This window comes from Salinicoccus cyprini, from assembly GCF_007713705.1.
Classification (GTDB): Bacteria; Bacillota; Bacilli; order Staphylococcales; family Salinicoccaceae; genus Salinicoccus; species Salinicoccus cyprini.
On sequence record NZ_VMSJ01000001.1, the window covers coordinates 493,785 to 509,689 of the forward strand.

Below are 15,905 nucleotides of genomic sequence, written 5' to 3' on the forward strand. Positions count from 1 at the left end.
TTTTATGAGGTGAAGACATGGCAAATATTGTAATCGGAGTTACCGGTGGTATTGCCGCATACAAAGCTGTAGACCTGACAAGCAAGCTGATCCAGGCAGGCCACGCTGTCCGTGTCGTACTGACAGGAAATGCCCTGGAGTTTGTAACACCGCTCGCCTTTCAGGCGATCAGCCGCAATCACGTCTATACAGATACGTTCAAAGAAGAGGATCCGTCAGTCATTTCCCATATCAGCATCGGGGAATGGGCGGATATTATTGTTGTTGCACCCATAACCGCCAACACGATCAGCAGACTGGCAAACGGCATCTATGACAATATGCTGCTCAATGTACTTGCTGCAAATACCAAGCCGGTCATTCTGGCACCTGCCATGAACGTCCATATGTACCATCAGCCGGCCGTCCAGCGGAATATGCAGACATTGATGAATGAGGGCTATCATTTCATCGATTCCGAATCCGGCTTTCTGGCCTGCGGCTACAACGCCAAAGGGCGTATGGCGAATGTACCTGAAATAAAAGCCTATGTGGAGGAGCTTCTTGAAACCGGTGAAAAGTTCAAAGGGAAGAAAGTCCTGATCACAGCAGGACCCACGCAGGAAGCGATCGATCCGATCCGCTACATCACCAATCACTCGAGCGGCAGGATGGGATATGCACTGGCTGAAGCTGCACACAGCCAGGGGGCAGAAGTGGTCCTCGTGAGCGGACCTGTGAACCTGCCTGTGCCTTATGGTGTCACAGTCGTCGATGTCGTATCGACGGATGATATGTTCCAAGCTGTCAAATCCCATATGGATGCAGATCTCGGCATCTTCACTGCAGCCGTCAGTGATTTTACGCCGGTTTCCCGGATGGACAGCAAGATGAAGAAGCAGGGCAGTGGAAACATCTCGATCGATATGAAACAGACCGAGGATATTCTGCAGTACGCGGGTGAAAATAAAGGAGATATGTATGTTGTCGGCTTTGCTGCCGAAACGGATGATGTGGAACAGTATGCGCTTGATAAACTGAAGCGCAAAAATGCCGACTGCATCGTCATGAACGATGTTTCGGATCCATCAATCGGCATGAACAGTACGGACAACGAAGTCGTCATGCTCTTCAAGGAAGGGGGCCGCATCCCTTTTGAAAAAATGGACAAGATGGTGCTTGCCGACCGCATCATCGATGCACTTGCAAAGAGGTGGCCCGAGTAATGTTTGCTTCAGTCATAGTTGATATACCGAGCAAAAGCGTCAACCAGGTGTTCGACTACAGGATCCCTTCCGGCATGGAAGGACTGATCCGGATCGGTCACCGGGTACTCGTGCCATTCGGCCCGAGAACGATACAGGGCTATGTCATGTCGCTCAACGAAACAACCGATTTCGATCCGACGAGAATCAAGGAGATTGCACGCACCCTGGACATCGAACCGGTGCTGACGGAGGAGATGATTACGATTGCCATGTATCTGGCAGACTACTATGTCGACCAGTACATCAGTGTCATAGAGACGATTCTGCCGGCTGCTCTGAAGGCGAACTACAAGAAGGTGCTCAGGCTTGCCGATTCCCATACTGCTGAAGCAGAGCAGGTACTTTCAAGCATTTCGGGCGGGGCGGAAGCCGAAACGAAGCGTCTTGAACCAGATGCGCTTGAAGCTCTGTCCCCCTACTTGAAATCCGGAGATATCCAGGAAGAGACGGTCATTACACAGCACACGAAAAGAAAGATGGCACTTGCCGTCTATTCATTGAAGCAGGCCGATGTCGATCTTTCCCGTGCAAAGAAGCAGCAGGAACTGTACGATGTCATCAGTGCCGCTTCCGACCCGATTTTCGTAAGGGACCTCGTCAATGACGGCTTTTCCAATGCACTGATCAATGCACTTCATAAGAAGGGCCTGATTGCCAAAGTGGAGGCTGAGATGGAACGGGATCCATACAGCGACCGCGTGTTTACAAGCGATTCTCCGAAAGTGCTCAATTCCGAGCAGCAGCATGCATACGGCAGAATCACATCAGCCATGGACGAACATGAAGCGAAGACGTTTCTGCTTCACGGCATTACAGGCAGCGGAAAGACCGAAGTCTACCTCCAGGTCATCCAGAAGGCACTGGACGAAGGGAAGACGGCCATCATGCTGGTGCCTGAAATCGCACTGACCCCCCAGATGGTCAATCGCTTCAAGCGACGCTTCGGCGATGATGTTGCCGTACTGCACTCGGGCCTGTCCCATGGTGAGAAGTATGATGAATGGCGCAAGATCAAGGAGGGCCGTGCGCGTGTTTCCGTCGGAGCCAGAAGCAGCATCTTCGCCCCCTTTGAAAATGTCGGTGCCATCATCGTCGATGAAGAGCATGAAACGACATACAAGCAGAGCGACCGTCCGATGTATCATGCGACGGAAGTGGCCAAGTTCAGAAGCAGATACCACAACTGCCCGCTGATTCTCGGAACCGCCACACCAAGCCTTGAAACATTTGCCAGGAGCGAGCGCGGTGTCTACGAACGTCTGGAACTGACGATGCGGGCCGGCACGAAAGTGCTGCCTGAAATCAGCATCGTCGACATGTCGGAAGAACACCGGATGGGCAACACTTCCATCATTTCCGGTACACTCGAAGCAGGCATCCGCGAAAGGATCGAAAAGGGGGAGCAGACCGTGCTCCTGCTGAACCGCCGCGGCTACTCCAACTTCCAGATCTGTCAGAGCTGCGGGTACGTTCCGATGTGTCCGAACTGCGACATTTCGCTGACCTACCACAAGGCGAACCAGAGCCTCATGTGCCACTATTGCGGTTACGAAAGTGCCGTGCACAGGACATGTGACAACTGCCAGAGCGATGAAGTGACGTTCCGTGGTACAGGAACGGAGAAAGTGGAGGAGATACTCCGGGATATGTTCGACACTGAAGTCGTCAGGATGGATAATGATACGACGAGAAGAAAAGGCATGCATGAAAAGCTGCTGGATCATTTTGAGCAGGAGGAGATCCCGATTCTGCTCGGTACGCAGATGATCGCCAAAGGTCTCGACTATCCGAAAGTGACGCTTGTCGGTGTACTGAATGCCGACACCATGCTGAACCTGCCCGACTTCAGAGCAAATGAAAAAACGTATCAGCTGCTGACCCAGGTGTCGGGGCGTGCTGGCCGTCACGAGCTGTCCGGGGAAGTGATCTTCCAGACATACAATCCGACACACTATGCAATACAGCTGGCCAAGGAAAATGACTATAGAAGCTTCTATGACAAGGAAATGGCTTTCAGACGGCTGGCGCGCTACTCGCCATACTATTTCCACGTACTGTTTACAGTATCAAGTGAGGACATCAGAAAATGCCTGAAGGCGACGACCCACATCCATGATACACTGGTCCAGGAAGTTTCGGACCAGTCCATCATTGTCGGGCCATCCCCGAGTCCGCTTGAGCGTATCAACCGCCAGTACCGTTTCCAAATCATGCTCAAATATAAAAGAGAGCCCGAGCTGCTCAAAATGCTCAATACATTGGACGAACACTACCATGAGGCATATAGGACGGAGGGCATTTCCTTAAGAATCGATGTCGATCCGCTAGTGATCATGTAGGAGGAATACATTATGACAGAAACCATCATATTCATGGGCACACCGGATTTTTCCGTGCCGATACTAAAAGAACTTCATGAGAAATATCATGTAGCAATGGTCGTAAGCCAGCCGGATAAGCCAGTGGGCAGAAAACGGATACTGACATCGCCCCCTGTAGCAGAGACGGCAAAGGCACTCGATATCCCGCTGTTCCAGCCCGACCGCATCCGCAATGAGGATGCCCTCGACAGAATCAGGGAAATCGAGCCGGATCTGATCATTACGGCAGCCTATGGACAGATATTGCCGAAGGCACTGCTTGATATTCCGCGTCTCGGCGCCATCAACGTCCATGCATCGCTGCTGCCGAGGCATAGGGGCGGCGCGCCGATCCACCGCGCCATCATGGAAGGGGACAGCGAGACGGGTGTGACCCTCATGTACATGGCCGAAGGCCTGGACAGTGGAAACATCATCAGCAGTCGTTCCACACCGATTACAGACCAGGATGATACCGGTACGCTGCATGACAGACTTTCCGGAATCGGCGCCGATCTTCTGATGGACACGCTGCCGGACATTTTGCAGAAAAAGAACGACAGCATTCCGCAGGATGACGATCTTGTGACAGTCAGCCCGAACATCTCCAAATCGGATGAACGGATCGACTGGTCGAAAGGCGCACGCGAAGTGTTCAATCATATACGCGGCCTGTCACCCTGGCCCGGCGCATATACGGAATATGACGGCAAGCGGCTTAAGATATACGAAGCAAGACCGTCTGAAGGTGCATCCGGATCCACGCCGGGTACAATTGTCGATACGACACCGGACGGCATCAGAGTCGCCTGCGGTGATGGTGGGACAGTCGAAATCACTGCCGTACAGCTTGCCGGCAAGAAGCGCACGAAGGCTGTGGAATTTGCAGCAGGCAGACAGATTAATGGCATCGTGCTCGGGCAGGTGGAATAGATGCAATTACGGGAAATGGCGCTTGATGCCTACAGCCGCGTAGTAGATGAGGGCGGCTTCAGCAACATCGTACTGAACGACATGATCAGAAGCAGCGACCTTGCTTCCAATGACCGGGGACTGCTGACGGAGATCGTCTATGGTACAATTTCAAAAAAGCTCACCATCCAATTCCACATCAGACCGTTCATCCGTACAAAATTGAAACGCTGGCAGAGAAATCTGCTGGATATCACCGTCTACCAGATCGTCTGGCTCGACCGTGTGCCGAACTACGCCGCCATCAATGAAGCGGTGGAGATTGCCAAGAAGCGGGGCGGGCCGCTGGCCGGCAAGGCGATCAATGGCATACTTCGAAGCTTTGAGCGCGAACCACTGCAGGACGTCGCACATATAAGAAGCGAGACGGCACGCCTGTCCATCGAAACGAGCATTCCGGAGTGGATCATCTCGCACTGGAAGACCCACTACGGCATCGATGGGGCAAGGGGAATCGCCCATGCTCTGAACAATCGTCCGAAATTGTATGTCCGTACCAATACCGCACGCATCACCCGAAAAGAACTCGTATCACGTCTGCTTGATGAAGGCCTTGGTGCCATCCCTTCCGACATACAGAAGGATGCCATTGAAGTCAAAGGGGAGGTGCTCCAGTCTGCCCTCTATCAGCAAGGACTCTTCAGCATACAGGATGTCAGCTCGATGCTCGTCAACGATGCCCTGTCGCCACAGCCGGATGATATCATCCTTGATGCGTGCAGTGCACCGGGCGGCAAGGGGCTCCATGCACTTGAGAAGGTGCCGCACGGCCACGTCGACCTGAGTGATATCCACGAACATAAGATCCCGCTGATCGAACAGCAGGCCGAACGCCTCGAGCTGACCGGATACGACGTATTCCAGGGAGATGCCACGCGCACAGTCTACCCGCGCCAGTATGACCGCATCATCGTAGACGCACCCTGCTCCGGGCTTGGTGTCATCCGCAGAAAACCGGAAATCAGATATGAACGGAAGGCAGAGGATATCGACACGCTGGTCGACCTTCAGCTTGAAATCCTATCCAATATAAAAAATTACTTGAAGCCTGGCGGAGTCCTCATATACTCCACCTGCACCATCCATCAGATGGAGAACGAAAATGTCGCCTATACATTCATGAAACAGAATGATGACATCGAATTCGATCCATTTGTGCTCGAGGCATTTGATTTTGAAGGTCCATACCGACAGATACTGCCCCAGGAGGCAGGCACTGACGGGTTCTTCATTGCCAGGTTCAGAAAGAAGGAAAAATAATGATACAGAGACCACCAAAAAAACCGATAAAAAATAACAGACAGCCCGATTTCGACCAGCCCTCCATCTATTCCCTGTCCCTTTCAGATCTTGAAGACCTGGCCATCCAGTGGGGCGAGGACAAGTACCGTGGCGCACAGATATTCGAATGGCTCTATACGCACCGTGTGGACAGCTTCCAGGATATGATGAACCTGCCGAAAAGCATGCGTGAAGCGCTTGATGCAAGCTACAGCATCGACCCGCTCGAGACGGTCGTCAAGCAGGAGAGCAAGGACGGAACGATGAAGTTCCTTTTCCGTCTGCGTGATGGCTATACGATCGAAACGGTACTGATGCGCCATGACTACGGCAATTCCGTCTGTGTCACAACACAGGTCGGCTGCCAGATCGGCTGCAGCTTCTGTGCCTCCACACTCGGTGGACTGAAGCGCAACCTTGAAGCGGGGGAGATCGTCTCACAGATCGTCCAGATCCAGAAGGTTCTGGATGATCGTGACGAGCGTGTCAGCAGCGTCGTCATCATGGGCATCGGCGAGCCGTTCGAGAACTATGTGCAGATGATGCAGTTCCTCCGCATCATCAATCATGATGATGGACTGAATATCGGTGCCCGCCACATTACCGTTTCGACAAGCGGCATCGTGCCGAGAATCTATGATTTTGCAGACGAGGATATCCAGATCAACTTCGCTGTCAGCCTGCATGCAGCAGACAATGACATCAGAACAAGGCTGATGCCGATCAACCGCGCCTATGATATCGATAAGCTGATGGAATCTTTGAAGTACTATCAGCAGCAGACAAACCGCAGAATCACTTTCGAGTACGGCCTGTTCGGCGGCGTCAACGACCAGCCGGAGCACGCACGGGAACTGAGCGAGCTGATCAAGGATCTGAAGTGCCACGTCAATCTGATCCCGGTCAACCACGTACCGGAACGCAACTACGTACGTACGAGCCGTGATGATATTTTCTCGTTTCTTGAAACATTGAACGAGTGTGGTGTAAATGCGACGTTGAGAAGAGAGCAGGGCACGGACATCGATGCTGCCTGCGGACAGCTGAGAGCGAAAGAATCAAAACAGGAGACGGGGGAGTAGCCTTGAAAGCGATCGATCGGAGCATTCGTGGAGATTACAGGGATCTCAACGAGGACGTTACAGGTATTTTTGAAAATGGCACCGGCCAGATGCTGATGCTTGTAGCCGATGGCATGGGCGGCCATCGGTATGGGGACGTCGCAAGCCAGTTCGTACACGACGAAATCAAAGCTGCCTGGCAGGAGCAGAATCTGCTGAATGTCGAAGAAGGTGTGGAGTTCTTGCGGCGGCTGGTGATGGACGTCAACAGGCGGATGTATGACTATCAGCAGGAGCATCCCGAATATCAGGGTATGGGTACGACGCTTGTACTATGCGCTGTCATCGAAGAGACACTCATCATTCTGAATGTCGGTGACTCCAGAGCCTATGTCATGAACAGCCGGGGCATCGACCAGGTGACGAATGATCATTCATTCGTCAATCTGCTGGTGGATGCAGGAGAAATTACAGCAGAGGAAGCAAAACGTCATCCGAAGCGCAATATCATTACGAAGGCGATGGGGACGGACCGCCTGATCCAGGCGGATGTATTCAGGCTGAGGAACAGGCAGTACGACTATCTGCTGCTTGCCTCCGACGGACTGACGGACAATCTTGACGACAGTGAACTCCATGCCATCATCCGCGCTGAGGCTGCGATGACGGATAAGGCAGCACAATTGACGGAACGTGCGATAAAAGAAGGATCCACAGATAATATCAGCCTTGTTCTTGCCGATCTGAAAGCGAGTGGATCGGTTTGATCGGCCGCATCGTTTCCGATCGATACCGGGTAATGGAATACCTCGGGGGCGGTATGAGTTCGGTCTACCTCGCACATGACATCATCCTGGACCGTGAAGTTGTCCTGAAGATGATCAAGGTCGATCACCACAACAGGGAAAAGTCGAAGGCGCGTTTCCAGCGGGAAGTCGAGAGTACCATCCATCTTGCACACCCGAACATCGTCAGTGTGCTCGATGTTGATGAATCTGAAGAGTACCATCTGCTTGTGACGGAAGTCGTTCATGGACCCACATTGAAGTCCTTCATTGATGAAAACCACCCCATTTCAATCGACGAAGTGATCCGCATCAGTGAAATGATTCTAAGAGGCATTCGGCATGCCCATAGCGCCGGCATCATCCATCGCGATATCAAACCTCAGAACTTGCTGATGGATGAAACACAGCAGATCAAAATAACGGATTTCGGTATTGCCAAGGCGCTGAGTGAAACCCGCCTCACAGAGACCAACCAGGTGATGGGGTCGGTGCAGTACATCTCACCCGAGCAGGCCAAAGGCCATATGACCGATGAACGGACGGATATCTATTCATTCGGCATTGTGCTATATGAACTGATCACCGGAGAGCTGCCGTTTGACGGGGAGACACCAGTGTCTGTGGCACTGAAACATATTTCAGAGCCGTTCCCGAACATTTCCAGACATCGTGACATCCACGAGGATCTCGCCTATATCGTCTACAAGTGCACCGAAAAGGATCCGCACCGCCGCTACAGGCAGGTCGATGATGTCGTGAAGGATCTGAACAGCTTCAAGGAAGGGCGTCCGATCAGTGCGGCCGCAGTGCCTGCTGATATTGACAGGACGGTCGAATCCGCACCTGTCAAGCCGCCGGTATCAAAAGAGCCGGAAGAACAGCAGGAAACACCTGCGCCACCGAAAAAACGGCGGTGGATGCTGTGGCTGCTCCCGGTACTGCTGATACTTGGTGCCCTGGCAATTCTATTCTATCTGTTCTTGTCCGGAGATGACCCGATCGCCCTGCCCGATATGCAGGATATGACAATGGACGACGCAGAGGCGGTCCTTTCGGACAATGGTCTGGTGATGGGGGAAGTTTCAGAGGAGTACAACAGTACGTTCGCTGAAGGCAGAATAGTCGAGACGACCCCTGTCTCCGGTACTGAAGTGGAAAAGGGTGCGACAGTGGACTTCATCATCAGCAGAGGAGAAGAACCCTATGTAATGGAGAATTTTACCGGTGAAAGTTACGACAGTGTGCTTGGTTCAATCAATGACCTCGGGTTTGATTCGCTGGAGGTGGAGGAAGCCTACGATGATTCAGAGCCGGGCACCATCATTTCCCAATCCATAGAACCCGGCACGGAAGTCGACCCGAGCGAGTCATCCCTCTCACTCACCATCTCCCAGGGCATCGAGCCTGTCGAGATGCGGAACTATACAGGACAGCTGTATAACAGCGTGGAAGCGGAACTTGCCGAGCAGGGATTCGCTGTTGAACTGGAGCAGGTATACGACAGCAGTGAATCCGGCACCATCCTCACCCAGTCCATAGAAGCGGGGACTGAAGTTGTACCGACGGATGAGACGCTCGTACTCACCATCTCACGGGGACCGCAGTCGATTGTACTGGAGGATTATACTGGTCAATCCTACGATGCTGTAAGGGAAGAACTCGAAACGCTTGGATTCGAGCTGCAGGTGGAAGAGGAGAATGATTCCGCAGATGAAGGCACCATCCTTTCACAGTCCATAGAAGCAGGCACTGAAGTCGTCCCATCTGAAGAGACGCTCACACTCACTGTTTCACAAGGGCCGGCGCAGATTGAAATCACTGACTATACCGGTGAGCCTTTCGACACTGCAAAGGCGGCGCTTGAAGAGCAGGGCTTCACTGTGGAAATGATCCAGGAAGCCTACAGCAGCGAAGTCGAGGAAGGCAGTGTGATCAGCCAGACTCCGGATGAAGGTGAGCTGGTGCCGGAAGATACAAATGTCCGCATGGTCGTTTCACTCGGAGCGGAGCCGGCACGAGAAAAAGAATTCGTCAAGGAGATCACCATCCCCTACGCTTCCGAGGAGGATGAGGCACCCGACGAAGAAGATGGCTCCGAACCGAAGAATGTGGAGATTTATATAGAAGACAGCGAACATTCCATTGAGGATCCTGCAGATACAATTGAAATTACCGAGGATACCGAATATACGATCAGCCTCATCATCCAGGAAGGCGAGATGGCCTCCTACCGTATCGAACGGGAAGGGGAAGTCATCGCAGAGGAAGAAATTCCCTACGAGTAATTGTTGGCATATATGGCATGATTTATATATAATGAGGTAGGAATACTGAAATTGGAGGAGAACTTATGAGCACAATCAAGAGGGACAAAGGTCTCGATAACACTCTGAAAGTCATGAAAGAAGGATATCTCTATACAACGAACCAGCGCAATCGACTGGGCGCAGATAACATTTTCGAAACACGTGGACTGGGTGGCAAGCGCGTCCTCGTTCTCAGTGGAAAGAAAGCAGCGGAAACTTTCTATGACAACGATAAGATCGAGCGTAAAGGTACGCTGCCTAAACGTGTCGTGAATACACTGTTCGGTAAAGGTGCGATCCACACGACTACAGGCAAGAAGCACATCGATAGAAAAGCCCTTTTCATGTCCTTGATGACAGAAGGCAACCTGAAGCACCTTAGGGAACTGACACGCAACCACTGGTACATGAACACCCACAGAATGGAACAGATGGACCAGATCAACATCTACAGGGAATCCATCATCCTCCTGACAAAAGTCGGTACCAAATGGGCAGGTGTACAGGCGCCTGAAGAGAAGATTGAAGAAATCGCTACGGACATGGACATCATGATCGATTCCTTCAGAGGTCTCGGAACAGCGTTCAAAGGCTACCGCTCCTCTGTAAAGGCACGCCGTCGCGTGGAGGACTGGCTTGAAGACCAGATCATCCAGACACGTAAAGGCAAGATCTTCCCTCCTGAAGGTACAGCGCTCTATGAGTTTGCACACTGGGAAGATTATCTCGGCAATCCGATGGATTCCAGACTCTGTGCGATTGATCTGATGAATACGTTCCGTCCTCTGATTGCGATCAACCGCTTCGTTTCATTCGGTCTGCTTGCGATGCATGAGTTCCCAGTTTCAAGAGAAAAGATCAATAATGAAGATGACTATGCCTACATGTTCTCCCAGGAAGTCAGACGCTTCTATCCATTCGTTCCTTTCCTGCCGGCCAAAGCGAAAACCGATTTTCATTTTGATGGCCATAAAGTGGACAAGGATACGATGCTTCTGCTTGACATCTATGGCACAATGCACCGGGAAGATGTATTCGAGAATCCGAACGAATTCCGTCCTGAGCGTTTCCTCGACTGGGATGGCAGCCCGTTCGACCTGATTCCGCAAGGCGGCGGCGACTACTACACGAACCACCGTTGTGCAGGCGAGTGGATGACCGTCATCATCATGGAAGAGACGATGAAGTACTTTGCAGGCAGAATCACATACGATGTGCCTGAACAGGATCTGAGAGTGGATCTCAACAGTATTCCAGGATACGTCAAGAGTGGCTTTGTCATCGAGAATGTCAAAGAGAATCTCGACCGTAGATAAGCTTGCGATCAAAAGGCTGCAGACAATGTCTGCAGCCTTTTATTATATTGGATCAGGGGGATCTTGATATGGAACAGATCATCGTTTTGCACGGCTCGAAAGATGAATCCCGCAATGATGCACTGGCCGGCAGGCTTCGCAGCCTGATGGGGGAAACCGGAAACTATCATGCTGCTTTCATCGAGAGCCATGAGCGCAGTGTCGACCAGGTGATGGAACGATGCGTCCGGCAAGGGCACCGGAACTTCAATGTCGTGCCGGTACTTTTCTTTTCCGCTTCCCACTACTGCCGGGACATTCCACGCGCAATCGGGCGGGTGAGGGAAAGCCATGATGACATCGAATGCAGCATTGCACCTGTACTGAGCCATCATCCGCTGATGCAGCGCTTTATTGAAAAGCGTCTATCCGAGCTGCCGGAAGACGGTGTGGCCCTCGTAATGGCCCATGGCAACGCGGACTATGCCGCGGCGGACCGGGAGCTTTTCGACCTGCTGTCAAAAGTGGAGACCAGGCGTCCGCTTCATCCATGCATGCTCCGGGGGAAATTGTCGGTGGCGCACGTCATTCCCGGATTGGAAGCGCAGTATGACACCTTCCACGTCATTCCGATTGCTCTCGAGGATGGGTTCCTTACATCGAAAATGAAAGAAGCGGTGATGGATGAAACAGGGAGTACCTCGGTCAATTTCACTCCATCCGTCAATTTTGATTCCATGTTGAAGGAGATCATCATGGATCATATGTATGACAAGTAGAGTTGCTGGGCATGAATAAAGGTGCCCCCCAGCAAGGGAGGCACCTTCAATTGCGGCTATAGATGGTTGACCGGACCGTCATAGGCCATGATGCCGCCTTCAACATTGACTGCTTCGTAGCCGTTGTCCATCAGGTAGTTCTGCACCTGCGCGCTGCGCTGGCCGGAGCGGCACATGACATAGTACTTCTTGTCCTTGTCGAGGGTCGGGAGCGCACTGTCGAAGTTCGACATCGGGTAGTGCTGTGCACCTGGAACAAAACCGGTCTCTTCAAGCTCATCCCTTTCCCTGACATCGATCAGCACATTGTCCGGATCCTGTGTTACATGCTGCACTTCGCTTGCGTGGATTGCATCTGCCATACTGTCTCCTCCTTATATAAGTTCTCCTCACATTTTATCATAAACTGCGGAACTGTTATAATGAAGGAAAATGAGTTCGGGGTGAAGTATGCAAAAAGGAAGAATAATAAAAGCATTGAGTGGATTCTATTATGTGGAATCCGAAGGCAGTCTGTATGAAACACGTGCGCGCGGATTGTTCAGAAAAACGAAGGAGTCACCGCTTGTCGGTGATATGGTGACTTTCCAGATTGAAAATGAAAATCAGGGATATATCGGAGAGATACATCCGCGCAGGAATGCCCTGGTACGCCCACCGGTCGCAAATATCGACCAGGTGCTCGTAACGATGAGCATGAAGTCCCCTGAATTCAGCTATTATCTGCTGGACCGCTTCCTCGCCTATGCCGAGGCGCATGATATAGAGCCGGTCATCGTGATTACGAAGACGGATCTCGTCCAGGATGATGAATACATGGCGCAGATCGCATCAGTATACCGTTCGACGTATGACATCCATTTTACAGACCGTGATCATATCAATGAAGCGCTGAAAGATATTTTCAAAGATAAGATCAGTGTGCTGGCCGGCCAGTCGGGTGTCGGCAAGTCGACGCTTCTGAATACACTCGTACCGGAGCTCGAGCTCGACACGAATGAGATCTCCAATGCGCTCAATCGTGGCAAGCACACAACACGTCATGTGGAGCTGGTTGAAATCGGCGGCGGACTGATTGCCGACACGCCAGGGTTCAGTACAATCGAATTCAGTGAGCTCGACAAGCATAATCTGAAATTCTGTTTCCCGGATTTCAACCATTACAGCGAGTCCTGCAAATTCCGGGAATGCCAGCATATGAATGAACCGAAATGCGGTGTAAAGAATGCCGTGGCAGCAGGTGAGCTGCCGGAGAGCCGCTACAGAAGCTATACAGCCATCTATCAGGAAATTGAAAACAGAAAGGCGAGATACTAATATGGTCAAAATACTTCCGTCACTGCTGGCCAGTGACTTTGCAAAGCTTGGGGAAGATATAAGGAAAATGGAGGAGGCGGGCGCTGATATATTTCATCTGGATATCATGGACGGCCAGTTTGTGCCGAACATCTCCTATGGTCTGCCGGTCGTTGAAGCCATCAGCAGGACAGCCTCCATCCCTCTCGATGTCCATCTGATGACGCATGAGCCGGAACAGTTCATAGATGAATTCAGCAGAATGGACATCAGCATGGTGTCCTTCCATATCGAGGCGACGAATCATCCGCACAGGCTGATGCAGCGCATACAGGAAAGTGGGATGAAAGCGGGCATCGTACTGAATCCGCACACACCGGTATCCTTGATCGAGCATCTGCTTCCTGAGATAGACTTCATTCTCATCATGACGGTCAATCCAGGTTTTGGTGGACAGAAGTTCATCGGCAGCGGCGTCCTGAAGATCGAACAGCTCGATGCGCTGAGACAGGAGAATGACTATGGTTATGAAATTGAAGTGGATGGCGGCATCAACGATGAAACTGCCGGGATCTGCAGAGCGGCTGGTGCGGACCTGCTTGTCAGCGGCTCCCATCTGTTCAAATCGGAGGATTGGAAGGCTGCAGTCAGCAGAATGAAGGGGTGATTGGATGCATATGAATGTTCTGATCCGTGAGGATCAATCGGGTGCATTGAAAGAGAGGCAGGGCGAAGCCTGGACCGGCGTCGACCGGGGCGTCTATCTGCTGCTTCTTGAGGACATCACGCCGCATTATACGTATGGGGACTTCGATTCCGTCAGCAGTGCGGAATGGAAGTATATCGAGGAACGCCTGGCAGTCACCCCCGTCCCCTCGAGAAAAGATGATACAGATCTTGAGATGTGTCTCCGTGACCTGGTGTTGCGCGGCTACAGCTCGATAGATGTATACGGGGCGACCGGGGGCAGGCTCGATCATATGATCGGCAATATCTTCATGCTCATGCATGGAGATTTCAGGGAGGCGGACATCAGAATAATCGATCGGCAGAATGTCATGCAGCGGCTTGAAGCAGGGAGTCACCATGTCGAGAAGGCAGCAGGAATGAAATATGTCTCCTTCATTCCTTATGTCGAAGGCACTGAACTGACTCTCTCAGGGTTCGAGTACAATCTTGAGAGGCGCAGGCTTTCCCTCGGTGCCACACTTACGATCAGCAACGAATTTGTGGCGCACCATGCAGAAGTCCATACAGATGAACCGATAATTATGATACAATCCAAGGATGACTAGAAAAGGAGGGGTGCAGTGATTCTTACAGGTGCATTTGTCAATGGACTGGCGATTGTTGTCGGTGGTTTTCTCGGACTGGTATTTACATTCATTCCGGAATACATAAAGGACTCGATCATGAAGATACAGGCGCTGGTCATCATCACCCTCGGCATCCAGATGGTCGTACAGGCGGAAGATATCATCCTGACTCTGCTCAGCCTGATTGTCGGTGTGGTCATCGGTGAGGTCATCCGGCTCGAGGAGCTGCTCAACCGCTTCGGCCACTGGCTGGAGTTCAAGCTTGGGGATAAGCATGCGGGAACGCTATCCCAGGGGCTTGTATCCGGTACGCTCGTATTCATTGTGGGAGCCATGGCGATCGTCGGTGGTCTCGATGCCGGACTCAGAGGGTCGAATGAAGTGCTTTTCACCAAATCGATCATGGACTTCTTCATCGCCATTGTGATGACGACAACCTATGGCATGGGGGTCATCATCTCCGGTATACCGACATTTCTGTATGAGTCGGGCATCATCCTTTCCGCCCAGCAGATTGCAAGATTTGTTCCAGATCCGGTGATGGATGCAATGATCCAGCAGGTGACCGCTACCGGCGGTGTCATCCTGCTTGCCATCGGTCTCAATATGCTCAATGTCACGCATATGCGTGTCGGCAACATGATTCCTGCCATTTTTACAGCAATGTTCATGGTCTATCTGATCAACATCATCTAATAAAAAAACCATCCGACACTGTCGGATGGTTTTTTTAGATATTAAACGCGTTCAACTTTACCGGATTTAAGCGCACGAGCTGAAACCCATACTTTTTTCGGCTTGCCGTCAACCATGACTCTTACTTTCTGCAGGTTGGCGCCAAAACGTCTTTTGTTAGCGTTCATCGCGTGTGAACGGTTGTTTCCTGAAGTCGCTTTACGACCAGTGAAATAGCATTCTTTAGCCATATTTTCATCTCCTTTTATAGAAATTACCATAAACATTGATTGTTGGTTTAATTGCATACTCTAATATAATACATTATTTTATGCTTCACGTCTACATCAAAAGTTGCAGGAGTGATAGTCGGACGCAGTGCAGCAATGATTCCGATCTGTCCGAAACAGTGCAGAACAGCTGATTAGACTGGTGGATGGAAGGGAAGGTATATAGTGCACAGCAGACCTTTCAGACAACAGACGCTGTACCAGGTTTCACCTCCAATGGTTTGCGCTTACAATGGAAG

Annotated in this window: 15 protein-coding genes; 13 read left to right on the plus strand and 2 right to left on the minus strand. The window is 51.5% G+C overall.

The window, feature by feature from the left end:
- Positions 1-17: 17 nt before the first annotated feature.
- The 9 genes from coaBC (at position 18) to FO441_RS02425 (ending at position 12,089) form a co-directional block, all read left to right on the plus strand.
- Positions 18-1,205, plus strand: a complete 1,188-nt coding sequence (gene coaBC / locus FO441_RS02385) for a bifunctional phosphopantothenoylcysteine decarboxylase/phosphopantothenate--cysteine ligase CoaBC (RefSeq protein WP_145285246.1) — start codon at positions 18-20, stop codon at positions 1,203-1,205.
- Positions 1,205-3,586, plus strand: coding sequence for a primosomal protein N' (priA, locus tag FO441_RS02390; RefSeq protein WP_145285249.1), 2,382 nt, complete (start codon positions 1,205-1,207; stop codon positions 3,584-3,586). Before coaBC ends, priA begins: the two co-directional genes overlap by 1 nt.
- A 12-nt stretch (positions 3,587-3,598) precedes the next feature.
- Complete coding sequence (gene fmt, locus FO441_RS02395; protein ID WP_145285251.1) at positions 3,599-4,540, plus strand: methionyl-tRNA formyltransferase; 942 nt, start codon at positions 3,599-3,601, stop codon at positions 4,538-4,540.
- Positions 4,541-5,839, plus strand: coding sequence for a 16S rRNA (cytosine(967)-C(5))-methyltransferase RsmB (rsmB, locus tag FO441_RS02400; protein WP_145285254.1), 1,299 nt, complete (start codon positions 4,541-4,543; stop codon positions 5,837-5,839). It abuts the gene before it with no gap.
- Positions 5,839-6,942, plus strand: a complete 1,104-nt coding sequence (gene rlmN / locus FO441_RS02405) for a dual-specificity RNA methyltransferase RlmN (protein ID WP_145285257.1) — start codon at positions 5,839-5,841, stop codon at positions 6,940-6,942. The genes rsmB and rlmN overlap by 1 nt, the downstream gene beginning before the upstream one ends.
- A gap of 2 nt (positions 6,943-6,944) precedes the next feature.
- Complete coding sequence (locus FO441_RS02410) at positions 6,945-7,688, plus strand: Stp1/IreP family PP2C-type Ser/Thr phosphatase (protein ID WP_145285260.1); 744 nt, start codon at positions 6,945-6,947, stop codon at positions 7,686-7,688.
- Positions 7,685-9,994, plus strand: a complete 2,310-nt coding sequence (pknB, locus tag FO441_RS02415) for a Stk1 family PASTA domain-containing Ser/Thr kinase (protein ID WP_145285262.1) — start codon at positions 7,685-7,687, stop codon at positions 9,992-9,994. Before FO441_RS02410 ends, pknB begins: the two co-directional genes overlap by 4 nt.
- A 65-nt stretch (positions 9,995-10,059) precedes the next feature.
- Positions 10,060-11,331 (plus strand): cytochrome P450, encoded by a 1,272-nt coding sequence (locus FO441_RS02420; protein ID WP_145285265.1) that lies wholly within the window; start codon positions 10,060-10,062, stop codon positions 11,329-11,331.
- Positions 11,332-11,399: 68 nt separating this feature from the next.
- On the plus strand, positions 11,400-12,089 hold the full coding sequence (locus tag FO441_RS02425; protein WP_145285268.1) for a sirohydrochlorin chelatase: 690 nt from the start codon (positions 11,400-11,402) through the stop codon (positions 12,087-12,089).
- 56 nt (positions 12,090-12,145) lie between these two features.
- Here FO441_RS02425 and FO441_RS02430 read toward each other — a convergent pair whose 3' ends face one another.
- Positions 12,146-12,451 carry a rhodanese-like domain-containing protein gene (locus FO441_RS02430; protein ID WP_145285271.1) on the minus strand — a complete coding sequence of 102 codons (306 nt, stop codon included), beginning with the start codon at positions 12,449-12,451 and terminating at the stop codon, positions 12,146-12,148.
- 88 nt (positions 12,452-12,539) lie between these two features.
- On the opposite strand from FO441_RS02430, the gene rsgA reads away from it, so the two are divergent.
- Genes rsgA through FO441_RS02450 form a run of 4 tightly spaced genes read left to right on the plus strand, consistent with a single transcriptional unit; the run spans position 12,540 to position 15,397 of the window.
- Positions 12,540-13,406, plus strand: coding sequence for a ribosome small subunit-dependent GTPase A (gene rsgA, locus FO441_RS02435; protein WP_145285273.1), 867 nt, complete (start codon positions 12,540-12,542; stop codon positions 13,404-13,406).
- A gap of 1 nt (position 13,407) precedes the next feature.
- A complete protein-coding gene (gene rpe / locus FO441_RS02440) occupies positions 13,408-14,052 on the plus strand; it encodes a ribulose-phosphate 3-epimerase (protein WP_145285276.1) in 645 nt (214 codons plus the stop codon).
- Positions 14,053-14,056: 4 nt separating this feature from the next.
- Positions 14,057-14,680, plus strand: coding sequence for a thiamine diphosphokinase (locus tag FO441_RS02445; protein WP_145285279.1), 624 nt, complete (start codon positions 14,057-14,059; stop codon positions 14,678-14,680).
- Between the two features lie 15 nt (positions 14,681-14,695).
- Positions 14,696-15,397: a DUF554 domain-containing protein gene (locus FO441_RS02450; RefSeq protein WP_145285282.1), complete on the plus strand. Its 702-nt coding sequence runs from the start codon at positions 14,696-14,698 to the stop codon at positions 15,395-15,397.
- Between the two features lie 41 nt (positions 15,398-15,438).
- Here the strand turns inward: FO441_RS02450 and rpmB are convergent, their stop codons facing one another.
- Entirely contained in the window at positions 15,439-15,627 is a 189-nt protein-coding gene (gene rpmB, locus FO441_RS02455; RefSeq protein WP_145285285.1) for a 50S ribosomal protein L28, read from the minus strand.
- Between the last annotated feature and the right edge of the window lie 278 nt (positions 15,628-15,905).